The organism is Mycobacterium sp. EPa45, from assembly GCF_001021385.1.
Classification (GTDB): domain Bacteria; phylum Actinomycetota; class Actinomycetes; order Mycobacteriales; family Mycobacteriaceae; genus Mycobacterium.
Genome location: NZ_CP011773.1, coordinates 2126223 through 2142741, shown reverse-complemented (window position 1 = coordinate 2142741; position 16519 = coordinate 2126223). Strand labels below are relative to the sequence as shown.

The window sequence follows — 16519 nt, the reverse complement described above, 5'->3', positions numbered from 1 at the left end:
CGCTCGATGACCAATAAAAGCGAAAAGCCCCCGAACACCGGAAACCGGTGTTCGGGGGCTTTGTCGACTGATTAACCCTTGCGGGCCTTGACCGCGTCGGTCAGCTGCGGGGTGACGTTGAACAGATCGCCGACGATGCCGAGATCGGCGATCTCGAAGATCGGCGCTTCCTCGTCCTTATTCACCGCGATGATCGTCTTGGACGTCTGCATACCTGCGCGGTGCTGGATCGCCCCGGAGATGCCCAGCGCGATGTACAGCTGCGGCGAGACCGTCTTGCCGGTCTGGCCCACCTGGAACTGGCCCGGGTAGTAGCCGGAGTCGACGGCGGCACGGGAGGCGCCGACGGCGCCACCGAGCGAGTCGGCCAGGTCCTCGACCACGGAGAACTTCTCGGCGCTACCGACACCACGGCCACCGGAGACCACGACACTGGCCTCGGTGAGCTCCGGACGGTCACCGGCCACGGCGGGCTCACGCTTGGTGATCTTGGTGGCACCGTCGCCCTGCGCGGGCACCTCCACGTTGACCTGCTCGCCGGCACCGGCCTGCGGCGCAGCGTCGACGGCACCGGGGCGCAGCGTGATCACCGGGGTGTCACCCGTGGCCTGGGCCTCGACGGTGAAGGCGCCACCGAAGATGGAGTGGATGGCCTTGCCGCCCTCCTTGACCTCGACGACGTCGGACAGCACACCGGCACCGGTCCGTGCGGCCAGCCGGCCGCCGATCTCCTTGCCGTCGGCATTGGCGGCCAGCAGCACGGCGGCCGGAGTCGCCGACTCCACCAGCGACGCCAACACGTCGACGAACGGGGTGATCAGATAGTTCGCGGCGTCGTCGGACTCGGCAACGTAGATCTTGGCCGCACCGGCGGCCTTGAGATCGTCGACGAGCGGTGCGGCGGTGCCGGGGGCACCGATCACCACGGCGGACGGCTCGCCCAGAGTGCGGGCGGCGGTGATGAGTTCTGCGGTGACTTTCTTCACCGCACCTTCGGCGTGCTCGACGAGCACAAGTACTTCAGCCATTGCTGTTCAGCCTCTTAGTCTTTCGAATGTCCGGGGAAGGGTTAGATGATCTTTTGGGCAACCAGGTACTCGGCGACCTTCGTGCCGCCGTCGCCTTCGTCGGTGACCTTTTCGCCCGCGGTCTTGGGCGGCTTCGGAGTCGACGACAGCACCGAGGTTCCGGCGTTGGCCAGGCCGACCTCGTCGCCCTCGACGCCGATCTCGGCCAGCGTCAGGGTGGTCACTTCCTTCTTCTTCGCGGCCATGATGCCCTTGAAGGACGGGAAGCGCGGCTCGTTGATCTTCTCGGTGACGCTGATGACCGCGGGAAGTGAGGCCTCCAGGGTGAACACGCCGTCGTCGGTCTCCCGCTCGCCGGTGATCTTGCCGCCCTCGACGCTCACCTTGCGCAGGTGCGTCAGCTGGGGCAGGCCGAGGTACTCGGCGATGATGGCCGGGACCGCGCCGCCGGTTCCGTCGGTGGCCTCGTTACCGGCGATGACCAGTTCGGTGCCCTCGATGGCGCCCAGGGCACGGGCCAGCGCCCAGCCGGTCTGCACCATGTCGGAGCCGTGCAAGCCGTCGTCGAGCAGGTGTACGGCCTTGTCGGCACCCATCGACAGCGCTTTGCGGATCGCCTCGGTGGCGCGCTCCGGGCCCGCCGTCAGGACGGTGACGGTGCCGGCGGCATCGCCTTCCCGCTCCTTGATCAGCAGGGCTTCTTCGACGGCCCGCTCGTTGATCTCGTCCAGCACGGCATCGGCGGCGTCGCGATCGAGCGTGTAGTCACCGTCGGACAGCTTGCGCTCGGACCACGTGTCTGGGACCTGTTTGATCAGGACCACGATGTTCGTCATGAGTCTTCTACGTCCTCCTGGCAGGCGTCCTGCGGCCAGCGAAGGTCGCAAGACTCTTTGGTCATTCCGCAACACACATCATGTTACCGATGGGTAACTTAGCGTGGTTCGCAGAAACACCATAGCTGGTCGAAGTTTGTGTATTAGCAGCCCATCGGTACCGAGCAGTTCGCGAACCGCCAACTTCAGGTTAGCCTGCCTTGCAATGAGCGCATTCGTAACTGACGCAGGTGACAGCGATTTACCGCTGACCGGCGAACGGACCATCCCCGGGCTGGCGGAAGAGAACTACTGGTTTCGCCGCCACGAGGTCGTCTATCGCTGCCTGCTCGACCTTTGCGCAGGTCGTGACGTGCTGGAAGCCGGTTGCGGCGAGGGCTACGGTGCTGACCTGATCGCTTCGGTCGCCCGCCGGGTGGTGGCTGTGGACTATGACGCGGCCACCGTGGCGCACGTCGCTGCGCGCTACCCGGGTGTCGAGGTCGTCGAGGGCAATCTGGCCGCGCTGCCGCTGCCGGACGCTTCAGTTGACGTTGTGGTGAACTTCCAGGTCATCGAGCATCTGTGGGATCAGCCACAATTCGTGGCCGAATGCGCGCGGGTGCTGCGGGCGGGCGGCCTGCTGCTGATGTCGACGCCGAATCGCATCACCTTCTCTCCCGGCCTGGAGACGCCGGTCAACCCGTTCCACACCCGTGAACTCAACGCGATGGAGCTCGCTGAGTTGCTGACCGACGGTGGATTCGAGGTGCGCTCGATGAGTGGGGTCTTTCACGGAGCGGCTCTGGTCGCGATGGACCAGCGCCACGGCGGCTCGATCATCGGTGCGCAGATCGACCGCGCGCTGGCCGGCGCGGTATGGCCTGAGGACCTGCTTGCCGATGTGGCGGCCGTGCGCTGTGAGGACTTCGACCTGTTGGGCGCGAGCGAGCGGAATATCGACGACAGCCTGGATCTGGTGGCCATCGCGGTGCGCGTATGAGCTCACAGCCGATCCCCGGGTCGCTTCGCTCCTGCCCGCCGATGCCGACCACCGAGCAGGTGCCCGGGCAGTTCACCCTGGTCCTGCACACCCACCTGCCGTGGCTGGCGCACCACGGTCGCTGGCCGGTCGGCGAAGAATGGCTCTACCAATCCTGGTCGGCGGCCTACCTGCCGCTGATGCGTGTGCTGCGGACACTGGCAGCCGAGGATCGTCGTGGCGTCATCACGCTGGGCATGACGCCGGTGGTCACCGCTCAACTCGACGATCCGTACTGCCTGGACGGCATGCACCGCTGGCTGGCGAACTGGCAGCTACGGGCACTCGAGGCGGCCACCCTGCGCACGCCGACCGGTGCCGAAGCCGGCACGGCGACGACTCCGGAAGCGTTGCGCAAGTACGGCATTCGTGAGTATGACGAAGCGGGCCGAGCGCTCGAGGAGTTCAGCACGCTGTGGCGCCACGGCGCTAGTCCGCTGCTGCGTCAGCTGGTCGATGCCGGCACCGTCGAGTTGCTGGGCGGGCCACTCGCCCACCCGTTCCAGCCGCTGCTCAATCCGCGGCTGCGCGAATTCGCGTTGCGCGAGGGGCTGGCCGACGCCGGTCAGCGCTTCGCGCACACGCCGAAAGGCATCTGGGCACCCGAATGTGCTTACGCCCCAGGCATGGAACATGATTACGCTGCCGCGGGCGTTGGACATTTCATGGTCGACGGGCCCTCGCTGCACGGCGACACCGCGCTGGGGCGACCGGTCGGAGCAACGGACGTAGTGGCGTTCGGCCGGGACTTGCAGGTCAGTTACCGGGTGTGGTCGCCGAAGTCGGGCTACCCCGGGCATGCCGCTTACCGCGACTTCCACACCTACGATCACCTGACCGGGCTCAAGCCCGCACGCGTCACCGGCCGCAATGTGGACTCTGCGGCCAAGGCGCCCTACGACCCGCAGCGTGCCGACACAGCCATCAACACCCACGTCGCCGACTTCGTCGGAGTCGTGCGCCAGCGACTCATTTCGGAGTCGCAGCGCATCGGCCGCCCCGCGCATGTGGTGGCCGCGTTCGACACCGAGTTGTTCGGGCACTGGTGGTACGAGGGACCGATCTGGCTGGAGCGCTTGCTGCGCGCGCTGCCGGAGGCCGGAATCCGCGTAGGAACTCTCAACGACGCACTGGAAGCTGGTTTCGTCGGCGCGCCCGTCGAATTGCCGCCCAGCTCTTGGGGATCCGGCAAGGACTGGCAGGTGTGGGCCGGCGAGCAGGTTGCCGACATCGTGCGGCTCAACACCGAGGTCGTCGACACCGCGTTGGCGACGGTCGACAAGGCCCTGGCGCACAGCGGCGGGTCCCTCAGCCGGGATTTCGTCGCCGACCAGATCCTGCGCGAAACCCTGCTGACGGTGTCCAGCGACTGGCCGTTCATGGTCAGCAAGGATTCGGCGGCGGACTACGCGCGCTACCGCGCCCACCTGCACGCCCACGCCGCGCGCGAGATCTCGGACGCGCTGGCGTCGGGACGGCGGGATGCCGCCGAGCGGCTGGCCGCCGGCTGGAACAAGGCCGACGGGCTGTTCGGCGGACTCGACGCACGGCGGTTGCCCCGATGAAAATCCTGATGGTGTCGTGGGAATACCCGCCGGTGATCATCGGCGGATTAGGCAGGCACGTCTACCAATTGGCGACCGCGCTGGCAGCCGACGGCCACGAGGTGGTGGTGCTGGCCCGACGGCCGTCGGGCACCGATCCCAGCACGCACCCGACCACCGACGAGTTACACGAGGGCGTGCGGGTGATCGCCGCCGCCCAGGACCCGCACGAGTTTGACTTCGGCCGCGACATGATGGCCTGGACAATGGCCATGGGACACGCCATGATTCGCGCCGGCCTGACCCTGCAGGCCAAGGGCTGGCAGCCCGACATTGTTCACGCCCACGACTGGCTGGTGGCCCACCCCGCCATCGCACTCGCCGAATTCTTCGATGTGCCAATGGTTTCCACTGTCCACGCGACCGAGGCCGGGCGGCATTCAGGCTGGGTTTCCGGACAGATCAGCCGTCAGGTGCACGCAGTGGAATCGTGGTTCGTCCGGGAGTCGGACTCGCTGATCGCCTGTTCGGCGTCGATGGCCGACGAAATCTCCGAGCTGTTCGGTCCCGACCTGGCCGAAATCGTCGTGATCCGCAATGGAATCGACTCCAGCCGTTGGCCATTCGCGCATCGGCAAGCTCACCCCGGTCCGCCGGAGCTGCTGTACATCGGGCGGCTGGAATACGAGAAGGGCGTGCACGAGGCGATCGCCGCTCTGCCGCGCATCCGGCGCGCCCACCCGGGGACCACCCTGACGATCGCCGGTGACGGCACACAGCAGGAGTGGCTCGTGGAGGTGGCCCGAAAGCACAAGGTACTCAGGTGCGTTCACTTTGTAGGTCGCCTCGACCACGACGAGCTGCTGCGCCTGATGCGCCGCGCCGACGTCGCCGTCCTGCCCAGCCACTACGAGCCGTTCGGCATCGCCGCGCTCGAAGCGGCCGCTGCCGGCATTCCCCTGGTCACCTCCAATGTCGGCGGCCTCGGCGAGGCGGTGATCGACGGCGAGACCGGGGTCTCGTTCCCGCCGCGTGACGTCACCGCGCTGGCCGCGGCCGTCCGTCGCGTTCTCGACGATCCCGTTGCGGCACAACGGCGGGCGATCGCCGCGCGCGAACGGCTGACCGCCGATTTCGATTGGCACACCGTGGCCGCCGAGACAGCGCAGGTGTACCTGGCCGCCAAGCGCCACGAACGGGATCCACTTCCGCGTCGACCGATCGTCGAGCACGCCCTGCCGGGGCGCTGACAGTTCGACGGGCATCGAATCATTCCGCACTTAGCGTGCGGATATGCCGGAAAATCGCTCCTCGACCCTGACTCTGATCGCCGCCTACCTCGGGCTGGTGCTGGGCCTGATCGACAGCAACGCGGTCAACTTGGCGCTGCCCTCGATCAGCACCGATCTAGGCGGCGGCCTGACCGCCGCGCAGTGGACGGTCGACGCCTACAACCTGACGTTCGCGGCGCTGCTGCTCGGCGCCGGCGCCCTCGGTGATGCGGTCGGCCGGCGCCGGTTGCTGCGCCTCGGCGTTGTCGTATTCGTGGCGGCCTCGTTGTGCTGTGCGCTGGCTCCGTCACTGCCGATCCTGCTGGCCGGCCGCGCTGTGCAGGGTGTGGCGGCGGCATTCATGCTCCCGCAGGGCCTGGCGATCGCGGCTGCGGCATTTCCCGATGCCGCGGGGCGGGCCCGGGCCACCGCGGCGTGGGCGATGGCTGCGGCCTCGTCCACGGCGCTGGGCCCGATTGTCGGCGGCGTCCTCACCCAGTCCGCAGGTTGGCGGGCGATCTTCTGGCTGAACGTTCCCGTCGGCGTCGTCGCATTCGCGATGACCTATCGGCATCTGCCGGAATCGTCGGCTCCAAGGCGATCCCGACTCGACGCCGGCAGTCAGGCATCGGCCGCCGCCGCACTGGCGACGCTGACTCTGGTGCTGGTCCAAGGCCGTCACCTCGGGACCGTCCCCACGACGGGTCTCGTCCTGGTTGCCGTCGGCTGTATCGCGGGATTCATTGTCCGCCAACGGCACATCGCGCACCCGATGATCCCGCCCGACCTCCTGCGCAGGCGCTCCACGGCGGTCGGCCTGGCGGCCACGTTCTCGATGACGTTCGGCACCTACGGTCTGGTGCTGATCAACAGCATCGCCTTCCAGCAGCAGCGCGGCGCCGGACCGCTGGCCACCGCGCTGCAGTTCGTCCCGATGCCGCTGACCTATCTCGCGTTGATTCCGATCGTCACCGTGGTGGCCCGTCGAACCGGCCCTCGGATCGCGATCACCGCCGGCCTGACGGTGCTGGCGGCTGCCCAATTGCTCTACGGCCTGGTCGGACCGACAGCGCCGATCTGGCTGCTCGAAACCGCTCTGGTGCTGACCGGCGCGGGGCTGGCCATCACGACCGGCCCGGCGGTCAGTCTGGCACTCGCGGCGGTCCCCTCGGAACGGACCGGACTGGGATCGGGGCTGGTGAACCTGGCGCGGCTGACCGGCATCACCGTCGGCACGGCCGCGCTGGGCTCGCTGTTCGGTTCGGGTGGCGGGGTGCTCGCGGCGACTGTCGTCGGTGCAGCGGTCCAATTGGTCGCCGCACTGCTGTCGGTGCGGTGGGGTAAGCCAGAGGGAGCAACGGTCTCGACGGCGCGGAAGGAGGCCAGCCATGCGTGACGCCGCGGAACTGCCCAGCGTCGGCGACGCGGATATCGCCGCCGTCGCCTCCCTGTTGGCTGACCCGGCGCGGTGCAGTGTGCTGCTGGCGCTCGACGACGGTCGCGCGCTCCCGGCCAGCGTGCTCGCCGACGAGGCCGGTGTCAGCCGGCCAACCGCCAGTAGCCACCTGGCCAAGCTGACCGCCGCCGGACTGTTGCGCGTCGAGGCGCACGGACGGCACCGCTACTACCGGCTGGCCGGCCCGCACGTCGCCGAGCTGCTGGAGAACCTGGTCCGGCTCTCGCCGCCGCGGCCCGTGCGCTCACTGCGGGAAGGTACCCGCGCAGCCCGGCTGCGCGCTGCGCGAACCTGCTACGACCATCTCGCCGGCCGGCTCGGGGTCGCACTCATGGGCTCATTGCTCGACCGCGGCGTCCTGATCGGCGGCGATGGTCGCTACGACCCGACCCGCGACGTCCACGACTCGCTGAGCAACTTCGGCCACGACGTCCGCTACGAGCTGACCGGCTCGGGGCGCGCGTTCCTCACCGAGCTCGGCGTCGTCCTGCCGGCCAGTGGACGGCCGCTGATCCGCTATTGCGTGGACTGGACCGAGCAGCGCCACCATCTCGGCGGCGGCGTCGGCCGCGCGCTGCTGGACCGGTTCATGTCGGCGGGCTGGCTGGCGCGCGCTCAGCGTGGCCGTGCGGTCACCGTGACCGCCACCGGTCAGAGCGTGCTGGCCGAAGCGTTCGCCATCGACTGGTAGTCACGGCGTCCAGATCAGCAGGTCCTCCATGCCGTTGTTCATGGTGATCGTCGTCGGCGCCGGACCGGTGACGTCGAAGTGAATCTTGCCCGTCGCGGTCGCGCCCTGCGGGATCGTCGCGCCGCTGATGTTCGATGGTGCGGCGACCATCCACAGCACGCGGTAGGCCGCCTGGTTGGGAGCGACCGCATTGAACTGCGAGATAGCAGGTGTGACGGGCCCGCTGATCGCGTTCACGGTCGCGGTCGCCTCCCACAGCTGGCCGGCCACCGGGTAGCCGGGCATCACGTCATTGCTGCGTTTGAGGCCGCTGACCTTCCAGCTCAAGGCGACCTGCCCGACGCTGTCGGTCATCGTCAGCGCGCTACCCAACTTGCCGACGATGGGATACCCGGCCGCCGCCGACAATGGTGCGGCCGCCAGCACGATGAGTCCGCTCATCGCCATGGCCAGTACAGCCTTGATGGAACGGGAAATTTTCACACTGCCCTCCCCGACGAAGACTTGAATGGACGCCTCTTGGCATAACTCCGGACAAACGCCCGAAGCTAGTGCCCAAAGACCCGCGCAGCGATGACTTAAGCCTCTAGACGAGACGCCTTCTTGCGTTCAATATCCGCCAGCGCTGCCGCCAGCTCGGCGCGCTGGGCGGCTGAGGTGTCCCAGGCCAGCTTGCGGTTCTTGACGACCTTGGCCGGCGAACCGACGGCGATCGAGAAATCCGGGATGTCGCCCTTCACCACCGCGTGGGCGCCGAGGACACAGCCGCGGCCGATTGTCGTGCCCCGCAGGACGGTCACCTTGGCTGCGATCCACGTATCCGGCCCGATGCGTACCGGGCTCTTGATGATGCCCTGGTCCTTGATCGGCATCTCGATGTTGTCCATCTTGTGATCGAAGTCGCAGACGTAGCACCAGTCGGCCATCAGCGCCGAATCGCCCAACTCGATGTCCAGGTAGCAGTTGATGACGTTGTCGCGACCCAGCACCACCTTGTCGCCGAACCGCAGCGAGCCTTCATGGGCGCGGATGGTGTTCTTGTCGCCGATGTGCACCCACCGACCGATCTCCAGCTGCGCCAGCTCCGGGGTGGCGTGGATCTCGACGTCCTTGCCGAGGAACACCATGCCGCGGGTGATGATGTGCGGATTGGTCAGCTTGAACTTGAGCAGGCGCCAGTAACGCACCAGGTACCAGGGCGTGTACGCGCGGTTCGCGATGACCCAGCGCAGCGAATCCTTGGTGAGGAAGCGGGCCTGACGCGGATCGCGCAGGCGCGAGCCCCTCCACCGCTTGTGGATCGGCGAGCCCCACATCGTCGTCATGGCCTGAGAGCCTAATAGAGGTGCGGCGCGGGTTACCCTCGCCTGTACTGTCCCGATCCGGGACGGCGTGACGGGAAGGTGGCACGGTTGCTGCGGCGATTGCTGGTGTCGGCGTCGGCCGCGCTGGTCGTGACCGGAATGGCCGGTTGCGGCAACACCGACTCCTGGGTCGAGTCCACGGCGGCGCATGGCTGGTCGGCCCAATACGGCGACGCCGCCAACAGCAGTTACACCGCCACTGGCGGCGCCTCCGCGCTGCGCCTGAAATGGAGTCGGTCGGTGAAGGGTGAGCTGTCTGCGGGCGCCGCGCTCGGTGACATCGGCTATCTCGCGGTGAACGGCCAGACGGCCGGTGGCTGTTCTCTGATGGTGTGGGAGAACGACAACAACGGCCGGCAGCGTTGGTGCACCCGCATGGTGCTCGGCGGCGGATTCGCCAGCCCCTTGTTCGACCAATTCGACAACTTGTACATCGGCCAGCCGGGATTGATGGAGTCATTCCCCACCACTCAGTGGGTGCGCTGGCGTGAGAATGTCATCGGAATGCCTACGACCGCACGGTTTCTCGGTGGCGGTCAACTGCTGGTCGTCACCCACCTGGGCCAGGTGCTGGTGTTCGACTCGCATGGTGGCGTCGTGACCGGCAATCCGCTCGATCTCGTCGCGGGTCTCGACCCGACCGACTCGACCCGCGGGCTGATCGACTGCGCCGCGGCACTGCCGCAGTGCCCTGTGGCAGCACCGCCCGCCTACGCCGCCTCGACCCACACGATCGTCGTGAGCCTGTGGCAGCCCGGTGCGAAAGCCTCGACACTCGTCGGCCTGCAATACCACCCCGGTGGAGACCCGATCCTGACCCGCGAGTGGACCACTGACGCCGTCGCCGCCGGTGTGCTGGCGGCACCGGTGGCGTCCGCCGACGGCAACACGGTGTACGTCACCGGGCGTGACGACAAGCTCTGGGCACTGAAGACCTCCGACGGCAAGGTGAAATGGTCTGTGCCGCTTGACTTTCTACCGCAGACACCGCCGTCGGTGTCGCCGGACGGGCTGATCCTCGTCGGCGGCGGTCGCAATACCCACCTCGTCGCGCTCAAGGATGCCGGCGATCACGCCCAGGTGGCCTGGCGCCGCGACGACGTCACGCCGCTGACCACCTCGAGTCAGGCCGGCACCGTTGCCTACACGGTGACAGCCGATGCCCCCGCGGGCCTGGCGCTGCTGGCGTTCGATCCCGCTGACGGCCACACGCTCAACAGCTATCCCCTGCCGCAGGCCGACGGATTCCCGGTCGGAGTGTCGGTGGGGCTGGACCGCCGGGTGGTGGTGGCCACCAGTTCGGGTCAGCTGTACAGCTTCGACCCGGCCTAGCCGGCGAGGCGTAACCCCAGCTGGGCGCCGGCTCAGTTCAGTTGCAGCGGCGGCAGCGCCGTTCGCGGAACCGAGGCCGACGTGGCTCCGGCGTCCGACGGCAACAGCTCGCCCTGGCCGAAGAAGAAGATCACCGCGTCGTCGGTGATGGCGAAGTTCTGGTAGTGCGACGGGTCCAGCCCGTCACCGGTGGCAATGGCGCCGGTGATACCGGTCTGTCGCTCCAATTCGCGCTGCACGATCGGGAATATCGCGTTGAGCACCTTGGCGTCCGGTGGGAACAGCGTCTCGAATGTGACCGGCTTGCGATGCGCCACATCGTAGGTGAACGCCTTGTACCAGGTCATCGGGTGGGCGCCGCCGACATCCTGGAACAGCTTGAGCACCACGCTCTGAGTGCCGCCGGTAGGCGGACCCGAGGCGAATGACTGTGTCGTGACGTCCATTTCGTATTGCACGTTGCGGACGGCGGGGGTCTGCGCAACATTGGTGAAGCCGTCGCGGTTCTGGGTCAGGTAATCGAGGACAGCCCGCTCGTCCGCGTAATTGGTGGGGAAACGCAAATCCATCGTGTAGCCGGCATCGACGGTGCGGACATGGCAGATGTTGTCGGCCTCCACCGTCCCGCCCATCGCCGCACAATCGGTCGCGGCGGCGGACACCGCGATGCTCTGCTCGCCGAGCAGAACGCCCGCGGCCAGCACCGCGGTCAGGATGAGAATGCGCATCTGTCGATCGTCCTCGCGCTGTGGAGACGGCACCGTAGCCGTTGGCCGACAGCGTACCCGGGCTATTTAAGAGCGGCCGCCGCTCGGCACAGAAACACCGAGGTGCGCTCCCCCGCGCCCGAGCCGATCCGGGTGATCACCAGCGACAACGGCGCACGTCCGGCCGGCCGAAGACGCCGCCGCAACGCATCGGGATCGACGTCGACCCCGCGCACCAGGATTTCCAGCTGGCCGCAGTCATGCCGTGAGAGTGCTTGGCGCAGCGCCTTTTCCCGCAGCGGCAGCTCGTCGAGCACTTCGAAGCCGCGGACCCCGGGTGGCACGTGACCGCCACTGAGATAAGCGATCTCCGGATCGAGCTGCCACAGTCCGTGCCGGGCGCCGTAGTGCCGGACCAGCCCGGCCCGCACGATCGCCCCGTCGGGGTCAACGATCCAGCGTCCAGCCTGGCCGACGGGGCAATCGTCGGGATCGGCGTCGGTGACCACCTCGTCGCGGTCCAGCACGCTCGCCCGCCGGCGCACTCCGGGTGTCGCCAGTTCGTACGACCACAAACACGCCTCCCGTACCGAGCCACCGGCCGACGTCACCTCGATCTCACCGTCGAAGCCCAGCTGCCGGACAGCGTCGAAATCGATTCCGGGCGCGCACTTCACGACGGTGGGACGGCCGCGGTACGCGTCGAGCAGCGCGTCCATCGGGGGCACATAGTCGCGCGGGTCGAAGCGGCGTCGACCGCCCGACCGTCGCGCCGGATCGAGCAGCACCACGGCGCCGCGGCTGACCGGATGCAGCGCATCGGCGCGGCACAGTGCCACGTCGGGCACGTTGTGGCGGGCCATCGCCAGGCGGACCTCGTCGATGTCGCTGCCGATCGCCATCGCCGCCGTCGCCCGCAGCGCGGCCAATTCGGTGCCGATGGAACAGGTCGCGTCATGCACCACCGCTCCGGCCAGCCGAGCGGCCCGGTGCCGGGCCACCGGCTCGGCGGTGGCCTGCTGCAGCGCGTCGTCGGTGAACAGCCACTCGGACACGTCACCCAGGCGGCCCAGTTTCGCGACGGCCTTGCGGCGCAGCAACGTTGTCTCGATCAGGATCGTGCTGCGCCCGGCGAACCGGTCGCGGATCGCGGCAACGTCGGCGAGGCGGGTGGCGTCGGTCAGGCGAAAAGCGGCGACCTCTGCCAGCGCCGCCGCCCCGGCGTCACTGGTGAGGTATGTGACGTCGTCGCGCCCGAAGGTCAGGACGGTTTGACCCCGGTGATCATGACGTTGTAGTACCAGCCCTTGGGGACGACGCGGCGCCAGACGTTGTCGTCCACCCAGCTCAGGCCGATCCAGCTGTTGAAGGCGAACTTGGCATAGCCCCAGCCGAGCTTTCCGGGCGGCACGGCAGCCTCGAACGTGCGCAGCGGCCAGCCCAGCATCGCGGCGGTGAACTCCGTGGTCGAGGTCGACACGTCGACGGCTCCAGCGCTGCGGGCCATCCGTTCGAGGTCGTCGGGGTCAAAGGTGTGCAGGTCGACGACGGCCTCCAGCGCCGCAGCCCGCGACGACTCGTCGAGTTCGGCCTGCGGCCGGCGCCAGCCCTGAAGGCCGGGCAGCTTGGTGGCATTGGTGGCAACCCGCCACGTCAACGTCGACAGCGACCGCGCATAAGTGTTACCGACGCTGGTCGGCTCCCCGGCGAAGACGAACCGGCCGCCCGGCTTGAGCACGCGCACGACTTCGCGCAGCGACTTCTCGACGTCGGGGATGTGGTGCAGGACGGCGTGGCCGACGACCAGGTCAAAGGTGTCGTCGTCGTAGGGAACGCCTTCGGCGTCGGCGACCCGGCCGTCGATGTCCAGACCCAGGTTCTCGCCATTGCGGGTGGCGACCTTGACCATGCCCGGCGACAGGTCGGTCACCGAGCCGCGCCGCGCCACCCCGGCCTGGATCAGATTGAGCAGGAAGAAGCCGCTGCCGCAGCCGAGCTCCAGCGCGCGGTCGTAGGGCAGCTCACGCAGCTCCTCGGGCGGCACGGTGGCGTCGAACAGGTTGCGGGCATAGTCCACGCAGCGCTTGTCATAGGAGATCGACCATTTGTCGTCGTAGCTCTCGGCTTCCCAGTCGTGGTACAGGATCTGGGCGAGCTTGCTGTCCTTGAGCGCGGCCTCGACTTGTTCCGCGGTGGCATGCGGTTGGGGGGCGGGGTCGATCGTGGTCATCAGGGCAGCCTAACTGGAATCGCCCGCCGCGAAGACCTCGCCGTAGCGTTGCGCCTGGTCACCGGCCGTGAGGCGGCCGTCGATGAGGGCCTTCGCGCCGGCCAGCGCGCTCGGGGCGGCGTCGACAAAGCGGCTCGCCCAGGCCGCGGCGCCATCGAAGACGTGGTCGGGAGCCACCATGTGGTCGATCAACCCGATCGCGAGCGCCTCCTTGGCATCGACGAAGCGGCCGCTGAACGCCAGCTCCTTGGCCCGGGACGGACCGATCGCGCGGGCCAGCCGCTCGCCTCCGCCGCCGCCAGGAACCAGTCCGGCCAGGACTTCGGTGGCCCCGAGCTTCACGTTGTCGCCGCTGACCCGCCAGTCGGCGGCCAGCGCCAAACTCAGGCCGGTGCCCAACGCGTAGCCGGTGATCGCCGCGACCGTCGGCTTGGGGATCGCCGCCACCGCATCGAGCGTGTCGCGGCGCAGCCGGTCGGCGGCTTCGGCTTCGGCACGGTTCAGGGTGCGCAGTTCGGGGACGTCGTCACCGGCGGAGAAGATCTCGTGACCGCCGAAGAGGATCACCGTCGCGATGTCGGGGCGCTGCGCCACCTCGTCGGCCGCATCGATGAGCTCGCGGTACGTCTGCCGGGTCAGCGCATTGGTCGGGGGCCGTGACAGCAGCAGCACCCCGATGCCGGGGTGCTGCTCGCCGACGTGCACATGGGCGAACTCGCGCACCTCAGTCGCCGCCGTAGTTCTGGGGCGCACGGCGGTTGCGGGCCTCGTTGTACCGATCGCTGTTGAAGAACTCGATCTCCCAGTTACCTTCGCGCACAGCAAGGTTGGGCTGCACCACCACGATCTGGCGCTCCAGCGCCAACACCTCGTCGACCGTACGCCCGGCCAACGAGTCCAGCTGGGTCCAGGTCGGCGGCAAGAGGAAGGTGCGGGCTTCGGCGAAATCCTCGAGTGCATCTTCCGGACTGGTCCATGCCGCCTGCTCGGCTTCAGTGTTGTGGCCGTCGGCCCGCTGACCCTCCGGCAGGGCACCGACGAAGAAGTAGGTGTCGTAGCGACGGGTGCGCTCCTCTTCGGGGGTCACCCAATTGGCCCACGGGCGCAGCAGGTCGGCGCGCAGCACCAAGTTCTCCCGGCGTAAGAACTCCGAGAATGACAGGCTGCGGTCGACCAGGGCGGCGCGGACGTCGCGGTAGACGGACGCGTCGGCGACAATGCCGTCCGGGTCGTCGGCGGGCCCGGCGAACAGCACGCCGGATTCCTCGAACGTCTCGCGGGCCGCGGCGCACACCAACGCTTCAGCGAGGTCTTCGTCGATGCCGAACCGCTGCGCCCACCAGTCCGGACCAGGGCCGTACCAGGCGATATCGGAGTTGCGGTCGCGATCGTCGACCCCGCCGCCGGGAAACACCATCACACCGCCGGCGAACTCCATCGCGCGGTGGCGGCGCATCAGGAAGACCGAGATCCCCTCCGCCGTGTCCCGGACCAGCATGACCGTCGCGGCCGGACGGATCGGCAGCGGTTCAGGCTTGTCGCTCATCAGCGCCTCCTGTGGGCCGCGCGACTCCGCACGCGTCGGGCGAAGTAGCGGCCGTCGATGACATCCAGCGCGATCGATTGCCCGAAGGCGGTGGACAAGTTCTCCGCTGTCAGCGTGTCACGCAGCAGTCCACCCGCGACCACCTGGCCCTCGGACAAGATCAGGCAGTGGCTGAAGCCCGGCGGAATCTCCTCGACGTGGTGGGTGACCAGCACCAGCGCCGGGGCATCGGGATCAGCGGCCAGATCGGCCAGCCGGGCCACCAGTTCTTCGCGGCCCCCGAGGTCCAGTCCGGCTGCGGGTTCGTCGAGGAGAAGCAACTCGGGATCGGTCATCAGCGAGCGGGCGATCAGAACGCGCTTGCGCTCGCCTTCCGACAGGGTGCCGTAAGTGCGCTCGGCCAGGTGCTCGGCACCGACGCTCTCCAAGGTGTCGACGGCCCGGGCGTAGTCGATGTCGTCGTAGTTCTCCCGCCACCGGCCCAGCACCGCGTACCCCGCCGAGACGACCAGATCGCGGACCAGTTCGTCGTCGGGCACCCGCTGCGCCAACGCCGCGCTGCTCAGTCCCACCCGCTGGCGCAATTCAGCCATGTCGGTCCGGCCCAACCGCTCGCCGAGCACGTAGGCCGTGCCGGTCGACGGATGTTCCATCGCGGCCGCGATGCGCAGCAGCGAGGTCTTGCCGGCGCCGTTGGGGCCGATCACCACCCAGCGTTCGTCGAGTTCGACCTGCCAGGTGATGGGCCCGACCAGGACCCGTCCTCCGCGGCGCAGCGATACTTTCCGGAAGTCGATCAGCAGGTCGGGGTCGACCTCGTCGGCGGCATCGGGCACTGCACCATCGTGCCGTATTCACCCGTGTCGGCACGCCTGGGGTCGCTGCGATTTCGGGTCTTCTCGAGGATGGTCGCCCAGCCGCTCGCGGCCAGCACCGGTTTCGGTGTCAGGCGCAGCACCAGTTGAACCGTCGGCCCGATACCGAAGGCGTAGATGACGGTCCCGACTCCGACGCTGCCGCCCAGCAGCCAGCCCATGCTCAGCACGGTGGCCTCGATCGCGGTTCGCACCACGCGCACCGAAACACCGGTCCGCGCAACAAGTCCCGTCATCAGTCCGTCGCGGGGGCCGGGTCCGAGGCCGGCACCCACGTACAGCACGGTCGACAGGGCATTGAGCAGGACGGCGCCCAGCATCAGGGCGATCCGAACCGGCACCGATTCCGGTGCGGTCAGGACGGCCAGGCCGGCGTCGACGGCCACCGCGATGACGATGACATTGGCGACGGTGCCGATGCCCGGCTTGTTCCGCAGCGGGATCCAGGCCAGTAGGACGACAACGCCGACCACTGCCGAGGCCACTCCGATGGTCATCGACGTGTGCCGGGTCAGCCCCTGGTGGAACACATCCCAGGGATCCAGACCGAGCCCGGCGCGCACCATCATCGCCATGGAGAAGCCGTAACCGGCCAGGCCGGTCAACAGCGCGACCCCG

At 68.2% G+C, this 16519-nt stretch carries 17 protein-coding genes; 6 read left to right on the top strand and 11 right to left on the bottom strand.

Annotation, left to right across the window (positions count from 1 at the left end; all coding sequences use genetic code 11):
- Positions 1–71: 71 nt before the first annotated feature.
- Together AB431_RS10160 and AB431_RS10155 are read right to left on the bottom strand one after the other, a co-directional pair.
- On the bottom strand, positions 72–1028 hold the full coding sequence (locus tag AB431_RS10160) for an electron transfer flavoprotein subunit alpha/FixB family protein (protein ID WP_047329809.1): 957 nt from the start codon (positions 1026–1028) through the stop codon (positions 72–74).
- 41 nt (positions 1029–1069) lie between these two features.
- The gene (locus AB431_RS10155; protein ID WP_047329808.1) at positions 1070–1864 is read right to left on the bottom strand and encodes an electron transfer flavoprotein subunit beta/FixA family protein; all 795 of its coding nucleotides are present in this window, start codon (positions 1862–1864) and stop codon (positions 1070–1072) included.
- 136 nt (positions 1865–2000) lie between these two features.
- On the opposite strand from AB431_RS10155, the gene AB431_RS10150 reads away from it, so the two are divergent.
- The 5 genes from AB431_RS10150 to AB431_RS10130 are packed head-to-tail and all read left to right on the top strand — an operon-like array spanning position 2001 to position 7847.
- A complete protein-coding gene (locus AB431_RS10150; RefSeq protein ID WP_369803008.1) occupies positions 2001–2846 on the top strand; it encodes a class I SAM-dependent methyltransferase in 846 nt (281 codons plus the stop codon).
- A gap of 41 nt (positions 2847–2887) precedes the next feature.
- On the top strand, positions 2888–4450 hold the full coding sequence (locus tag AB431_RS10145) for a glycoside hydrolase family 57 protein (RefSeq protein ID WP_047329806.1): 1563 nt from the start codon (positions 2888–2890) through the stop codon (positions 4448–4450).
- Positions 4447–5679, top strand: a complete 1233-nt coding sequence (locus AB431_RS10140; protein ID WP_047329805.1) for a glycosyltransferase family 4 protein — start codon at positions 4447–4449, stop codon at positions 5677–5679. Before AB431_RS10145 ends, AB431_RS10140 begins: the two co-directional genes overlap by 4 nt.
- Before the next feature lie 43 nt (positions 5680–5722).
- Complete coding sequence (locus tag AB431_RS10135) at positions 5723–7096, top strand: MFS transporter (RefSeq protein ID WP_047329804.1); 1374 nt, start codon at positions 5723–5725, stop codon at positions 7094–7096.
- Positions 7089–7847: a helix-turn-helix transcriptional regulator gene (locus AB431_RS10130; RefSeq protein WP_047329803.1), complete on the top strand. Its 759-nt coding sequence runs from the start codon at positions 7089–7091 to the stop codon at positions 7845–7847. Before AB431_RS10135 ends, AB431_RS10130 begins: the two co-directional genes overlap by 8 nt.
- Here the strand turns inward: AB431_RS10130 and AB431_RS10125 are convergent, their stop codons facing one another.
- Positions 7848–8294 (bottom strand): MPT63 family protein, encoded by a 447-nt coding sequence (locus tag AB431_RS10125; protein WP_144418454.1) that lies wholly within the window; start codon positions 8292–8294, stop codon positions 7848–7850. It lies immediately after the preceding gene.
- Between the two features lie 131 nt (positions 8295–8425).
- Entirely contained in the window at positions 8426–9172 is a 747-nt protein-coding gene (locus tag AB431_RS10120) for an acyltransferase (RefSeq protein ID WP_047329801.1), read from the bottom strand.
- A 138-nt stretch (positions 9173–9310) separates the two neighbouring features.
- Here AB431_RS10120 and AB431_RS10115 point away from each other — a divergent pair, with 138 nt between their 5' ends.
- The gene (locus AB431_RS10115; protein WP_082135878.1) at positions 9311–10543 is read left to right on the top strand and encodes a PQQ-binding-like beta-propeller repeat protein; all 1233 of its coding nucleotides are present in this window, start codon (positions 9311–9313) and stop codon (positions 10541–10543) included.
- A gap of 32 nt (positions 10544–10575) precedes the next feature.
- Here the strand turns inward: AB431_RS10115 and AB431_RS10110 are convergent, their stop codons facing one another.
- From AB431_RS10110 to AB431_RS10080, 7 genes are all read right to left on the bottom strand, one after another.
- Positions 10576–11271 (bottom strand): esterase, encoded by a 696-nt coding sequence (locus AB431_RS10110; protein ID WP_047329800.1) that lies wholly within the window; start codon positions 11269–11271, stop codon positions 10576–10578.
- A gap of 62 nt (positions 11272–11333) precedes the next feature.
- Positions 11334–12554, bottom strand: coding sequence for a class I SAM-dependent methyltransferase (locus AB431_RS10105; RefSeq protein WP_235435915.1), 1221 nt, complete (start codon positions 12552–12554; stop codon positions 11334–11336).
- Positions 12512–13480, bottom strand: coding sequence for a class I SAM-dependent methyltransferase (locus tag AB431_RS10100; protein ID WP_047329798.1), 969 nt, complete (start codon positions 13478–13480; stop codon positions 12512–12514). Before AB431_RS10100 ends, AB431_RS10105 begins: the two co-directional genes overlap by 43 nt.
- Positions 13481–13489: 9 nt before the next feature.
- Complete coding sequence (locus AB431_RS10095) at positions 13490–14203, bottom strand: enoyl-CoA hydratase (RefSeq protein ID WP_047329797.1); 714 nt, start codon at positions 14201–14203, stop codon at positions 13490–13492.
- A 1-nt stretch (position 14204) separates the two neighbouring features.
- Positions 14205–15026: an NUDIX domain-containing protein gene (locus AB431_RS10090; RefSeq protein ID WP_047329796.1), complete on the bottom strand. Its 822-nt coding sequence runs from the start codon at positions 15024–15026 to the stop codon at positions 14205–14207.
- Positions 15026–15880 carry an ABC transporter ATP-binding protein gene (locus tag AB431_RS10085; RefSeq protein WP_162489442.1) on the bottom strand — a complete coding sequence of 285 codons (855 nt, stop codon included), beginning with the start codon at positions 15878–15880 and terminating at the stop codon, positions 15026–15028. The genes AB431_RS10090 and AB431_RS10085 overlap by 1 nt, the downstream gene beginning before the upstream one ends.
- On the bottom strand, positions 15823–16476 hold the full coding sequence (locus tag AB431_RS10080) for a YitT family protein (protein WP_235435914.1): 654 nt from the start codon (positions 16474–16476) through the stop codon (positions 15823–15825). The genes AB431_RS10085 and AB431_RS10080 overlap by 58 nt, the downstream gene beginning before the upstream one ends.
- Between the last annotated feature and the right edge of the window lie 43 nt (positions 16477–16519).

What these genes read in the sequence shown, in the direction of transcription:
- AB431_RS10160 (WP_047329809.1), bottom strand. Translation starts at nt 1,028, where the DNA reads ATGGCTGAAGTACTTGTGCTCGTCGAGCACGCCGAAGGTGCGGTGAAG.
- AB431_RS10155 (WP_047329808.1), bottom strand. Translation starts at nt 1,864, where the DNA reads ATGACGAACATCGTGGTCCTGATCAAACAGGTCCCAGACACGTGGTCC.
- AB431_RS10145 (WP_047329806.1), top strand. Translation starts at nt 2,888, where the DNA reads ATGCCGACCACCGAGCAGGTGCCCGGGCAGTTCACCCTGGTCCTGCAC.
- AB431_RS10140 (WP_047329805.1), top strand. Translation starts at nt 4,447, where the DNA reads ATGAAAATCCTGATGGTGTCGTGGGAATACCCGCCGGTGATCATCGGC.
- AB431_RS10135 (WP_047329804.1), top strand. Translation starts at nt 5,723, where the DNA reads ATGCCGGAAAATCGCTCCTCGACCCTGACTCTGATCGCCGCCTACCTC.
- AB431_RS10130 (WP_047329803.1), top strand. Translation starts at nt 7,089, where the DNA reads ATGCGTGACGCCGCGGAACTGCCCAGCGTCGGCGACGCGGATATCGCC.
- AB431_RS10125 (WP_144418454.1), bottom strand. Translation starts at nt 8,294, where the DNA reads ATGGCGATGAGCGGACTCATCGTGCTGGCGGCCGCACCATTGTCGGCG.
- AB431_RS10120 (WP_047329801.1), bottom strand. Translation starts at nt 9,172, where the DNA reads ATGACGACGATGTGGGGCTCGCCGATCCACAAGCGGTGGAGGGGCTCG.
- AB431_RS10115 (WP_082135878.1), top strand. Translation starts at nt 9,311, where the DNA reads ATGGCCGGTTGCGGCAACACCGACTCCTGGGTCGAGTCCACGGCGGCG.
- AB431_RS10110 (WP_047329800.1), bottom strand. Translation starts at nt 11,271, where the DNA reads ATGCGCATTCTCATCCTGACCGCGGTGCTGGCCGCGGGCGTTCTGCTC.
- AB431_RS10100 (WP_047329798.1), bottom strand. Translation starts at nt 13,480, where the DNA reads ATGACCACGATCGACCCCGCCCCCCAACCGCATGCCACCGCGGAACAA.
- AB431_RS10090 (WP_047329796.1), bottom strand. Translation starts at nt 15,026, where the DNA reads ATGAGCGACAAGCCTGAACCGCTGCCGATCCGTCCGGCCGCGACGGTC.
- AB431_RS10080 (WP_235435914.1), bottom strand. Translation starts at nt 16,476, where the DNA reads ATGGCGATGATGGTGCGCGCCGGGCTCGGTCTGGATCCCTGGGATGTG.